Source organism: Bartonella sp. AP36NXGY (assembly GCF_042195865.1).
Classification (GTDB): domain Bacteria; phylum Pseudomonadota; class Alphaproteobacteria; order Rhizobiales; family Rhizobiaceae; genus Bartonella.
The window spans coordinates 1-4,690 of the sequence record NZ_JBHIPD010000050.1; the positions used below are offsets into that span (position 1 = coordinate 1).

Sequence of the window (4,690 nt, forward strand, 5' to 3'; positions counted from 1 at the left end):
CATTCTTATCGAATGTTACGCCTGTTTTTTCAGCAAATCCTGATTTTAGAAACACATTTCTTGAAGGTGTAAAAAGTACCGGCGTGTCTTATCCACAAAGCCTTCTCTCTGTTGCTGGTTTGAATGCTTCTCCTGTTTCAAAAAACAATTATTTAACAGCACTCAATAAAGCCGGATTAGAAAAGATTAATGCTTCTGATGACTATGCAAATTTTTTAACTAGAACCCTTACTAGTGTAGGTGATGATAATTCTATTGCGAATACTTTAAAAATCGATGACAATAAGTTATCAAAAAACACATTAAGTCCAGAAGACCAAAATAAGAAATTTGTTGTCGATCCACAGTTTTTTATGGACAGTAGCTCTGTAACTCGATCTTTCACTCAAAGTGGACAGGATACAGTGACTATTGATGCATCTGATTTCTCGCGAAAAGATCCTATAGCCAGAATGACACGTAGTGGAGAAGTACAGCGTGATGTATCGGGAAGTAATGTCATTTTTGGTGAAGGCGTTAATGCGAAAACCGTGGACAGTGTTGTTATTGGTTCTAAAGCGAAGGCGGTATTAGCTGAAAGAGACCAAAAGTTAGCGGCATCTGTTATCATAGGTTCTAACTCGGAGATCCATAGAGGTGGATCGGTTGCTGTTGGTGCAGATATAGTGGCACTAAATAATGATGCGGTTGCTGTTGGTCGTTTTATACGGGTAGAGGCGGACAGCAGTACAGCTTTAGGCTTTAAAACGCAAGTGAAGGTAGTAGGGGGTGTTGCTATAGGAAGTGATTCTGTAGCCAATAGGGCTAGTGGTGTTTTGGGCTATTCTCCTTATAAGAAAGCGAATGCAACAGGTGCTGACATTCAATGGAAGAGTGTTTATGGTGCCATGAGTGTTGGTAATCTCAGCGAGAAGGGAACGCGACAAATTATAGGGGTAGCAGCTGGTTCTGAACTGACTGATGCAGTAAATGTTGCGCAGATAAAGTCATTACAAGATTACGTAGATAAAGGTTGGCAGCTGTCTGTTGGTGGTGCAGATGCTACAACTATTGGTATAGAGAGCAAGATCGATTTATCAGCGGCAAGTGAAAATCTTCAAATTAGCAAAGGCAAAGATGACAATAATATAAAATTTGATCTAGCTAAGGATATTGCAGTCAATAAAGTAAATGCAGGAAGCAGTACCTTAGATGCAACAGGCTTAGTGATTACAGGTGGACCGAAAATAATCATTTCTGGGATAGATGCTGGGGATAAAAAGATTACAGGAGTGTCTGATGGCACTGGAGCGAACGATGCAGTTAATTTTTCACAGTTAAGCAAAACCAATGAGAGTCTTTCGTCCACATCGAGAAATCTGGAAACGGCTATGGCCAATACATCAAAATATTTTGGTGGAGGTGCAGGAGTTGCTGGTTCTGCTATGACGGGACCAACTTATAACTTATCCAAGATTGATACAAAGGGTAATATAACAGAGGGCTCTTTTAAAGATGTTGGTAGTGCATTTACTGGTCTTGATACAAATATCAAGAATGTGAATGCGCGGATTAAAGAGGTTTCTGAAGGAGTGGCACAGGATTCTTTGTTATGGAATGATGAAGCCAATGCCTTTGTAGCGCGTCATGAGAAGAAGCAAGAAGAAAAAGGCAAAGCTGTAAGAACACAAGAAAACAGTAGAATTACGTTTCTAGAAAAGGCTGAGATCAGCCCCGGCTCAACGGATGCTGTCATTGGTAGTCAACTTTATGCAATGGGTAACACGCTTGCAACCTATTTTGGTGGTGGTGCTGGTTATGATGAAGTGGGCATATGGAAAGCACCGGATTTCAAGATCAAGCAGTTTAGTGAGGATGGTACTTCTTTTGACAAGAACTATACGAATGTAGCTGATGCACTTACAGGTGTTGGAAGTTCTATCACGAATGTTCAGAATAAATTGACTGAACAGGTTAATAATGTGATTACCAAAGTGGAAAGCGAGAGCTTTGTTCAGCAAGATAAGACAACGAGTCGTCTCACTATTGGAGATGCAGTAGAAGGTAGTGAAATCAACATTGCCAACAGTAAGAAAGAAGACCGGACACTTTCTGGTGTTGGGGAAGCAAAGAACAATAATGACGCTGTTAACAAAAGCCAGCTTGATAAAGGTTTGAAGGATCTTTCTACCAGCCTTCAATCAGATGACTCGGCTGTTGTTCATTACGATAAAACAGGTGATGAAACTGATTATACGAGTGTGACTTTAGGCAAAGGTAAGGATAAGGCAGCTGTTGGTCTTCATAATGTTGCCGATGGTCAGATTGCCAAGGGTTCACATGATGCAATCACGGGTGGACAGATTAATAAAATAGGTGAGGATGTAGCTAAGTTTTTAGGTGGAGAAGCGTCCTTTAAAGATGGAGCTCTTACACAGCCAACGTATAAATTATCTTACATTGCTAAAGATGGAGTTGTAACAGAGAGTGACTTTCAAGGTGTTGGAACCGCTTTTTCAGGTCTTGATACAAATATCAAGAATGTGAATGCAAGGATTAAAGAGGTTTCTGAAGGAGTAGCACAGGATTCTTTGTTATGGAGCAAGGAAGCCGATGCCTTTGTAGCGCGTCATGAAAAGAGTAAAGAAGAAAAAGGCAAAGCTGTCAGGACACAAGAAAACAGTAGAATTACGTTTCTAGCAAATGGTGAGATTAGCGCTAAATCAACAGATGCCGTAACGGGTAGTCAGCTTTATTCGCTGAACGAACAACTTGCAACCTATTTTGGTGGAGGTGCAGGTTATGATGAGCAAGGACAATGGACTGCTCCAAGTTTTAAGGTTAAGACAGTTAAGGATGACGGTAAATCTGAAGAGATAGACTATGGCAATGTGGCGGATGCTTTGGCTGGAGTTGGTAATTCTTTCACAAATATTAGAAATGAGATTAGCAAAGAGATTAATAATGAGATTACCAATGTTGTCAGTGATAGCCTTGCGAAGCAGGATGAAAAGACAAAAGTTATCACTATTGGTAAAGAAGTAGAAGGTAGTGAAATCAACATAGCCAACAAGACTGGTTCGGATCGGACACTTTCAGGTGTTGGTGAAGCAACAAAGGATAATGAAGCTGTTAACAAAGGTCAGCTTGATAAAGGTTTGAAGGATCTTTCTACCAGCCTTCAGTCAGATGACTCGGCTGTTGTTCATTACGATAAAAAAGAGGGTGAGAATGGCGGCATTGATTACACGAGTGTGACTTTAGGCAAAGGTAAGGATAAGGCAGCTGTTGGTCTTCATAATGTTGCCGATGGTCAGATTGCCAAGGGTTCACGTGATGCAATTACGGGTGGACAGATTAATAAAATAGGTGAGGATGTAGCTAAGTTTTTAGGTGGAGAAGCGTCCTTTAAAGATGGAGCTCTTACACAGCCAACGTATAAATTATCTTACATTGCTAAAGATGGAGTTGTAACAGAGAGTGACTTTCAAGGTGTTGGAACCGCTTTTTCAGGTCTTGATACAAATATCAAGAATGTGAATGCAAGGATTAAAGAGGTTTCTGAAGGAGTAGCACAGGATTCTTTGTTATGGAGCAAGGAAGCCGATGCCTTTGTAGCGCGTCATGAAAAGAGTAAAGAAGAAAAAGGCAGAGCTGTAAGGACACAAGAAAACAGTAGAATTACGTTCCTTGCAAATGGTGAGATTAGCGCTAAATCAACAGATGCCGTAACGGGTAGTCAGCTTTATTCGCTGAACGAACAACTTGCAACCTATTTTGGTGGTGGTGCTGGATATGATAAAGAGGGCAAATGGAAAGCACCGGATTTCAAGATCAAGCAGTTTGGTGAGGATGGTACTTCTTTTGACAAGAACTATACGAATGTAGCGGATGCACTTGCCGGTGTTGGAAGTTCTATCACGAATGTTCAGAATAAATTGACTGAACAGGTTAATAATGTGATTACCAAAGTGGAAAGCGAGAGCTTTGTTCAGCAAGACAAAACAACGCATCGTCTCACTATTGGAGATGCAGTAGAAGGTAGTGAAATCAACATTGCCAACAGTAAGAAAGAAGACCGGACGCTTTCTGGTGTTAAGAAAGCAGAGCGTGTGAATGAAGCTGTTAACAAAGGTCAGCTTGATAAAGGTTTGAAGGATCTTTCTAACAGTCTTCAGTCAGATGATTCAGCTGTTGTTCATTACGATAAAAAAGAGGGTGAGAATGGCGGCATTGATTACACGAGTGTGACTTTAGGCAAAGGTAAGGATAAGGCAGCTGTTGGTCTTCATAATGTTGCTGATGGTCAGATTGCCAAGGATTCACGTGATGCAATCACGGGTGGACAGGTTAACAAAATCGGTGAGGATGTAGCTAAGTTTTTAGGTGGAGAAGCATCCTTTAAAGAGGGTGTTTTTACAGCTCCGACTTATAAAATCTCTAATGTTTCTGACGATGGTACAGTAACGACTAATTCACATAACGATGTTGGTAGCGCCTTTGCGGGTCTTGATACGAGTGTCAAGAATGTGAACACTCATCTGTCTAATGAGGTCAAAAAGTTTGATGAAAAACTAAGTAATATTACGCAAGCAGTTCAAGGCGATGCATTGTTATGGGGCAAGACTAAAGGTGCGTTTGTAGCGACGCATGGGGACAATAAAGAGAACAGCAAGCTTACATCACTTGCAGCTGGCTCTATAGTATCAGG

At 40.9% G+C, this 4,690-nt stretch carries 1 pseudogene; it reads left to right on the top strand.

Features of this window, described 5'->3' with window-relative positions:
• Window positions 1-4,690 (top strand): annotated as a pseudogene (locus ACFINX_RS09390) (hypothetical protein); the annotation flags it as partial.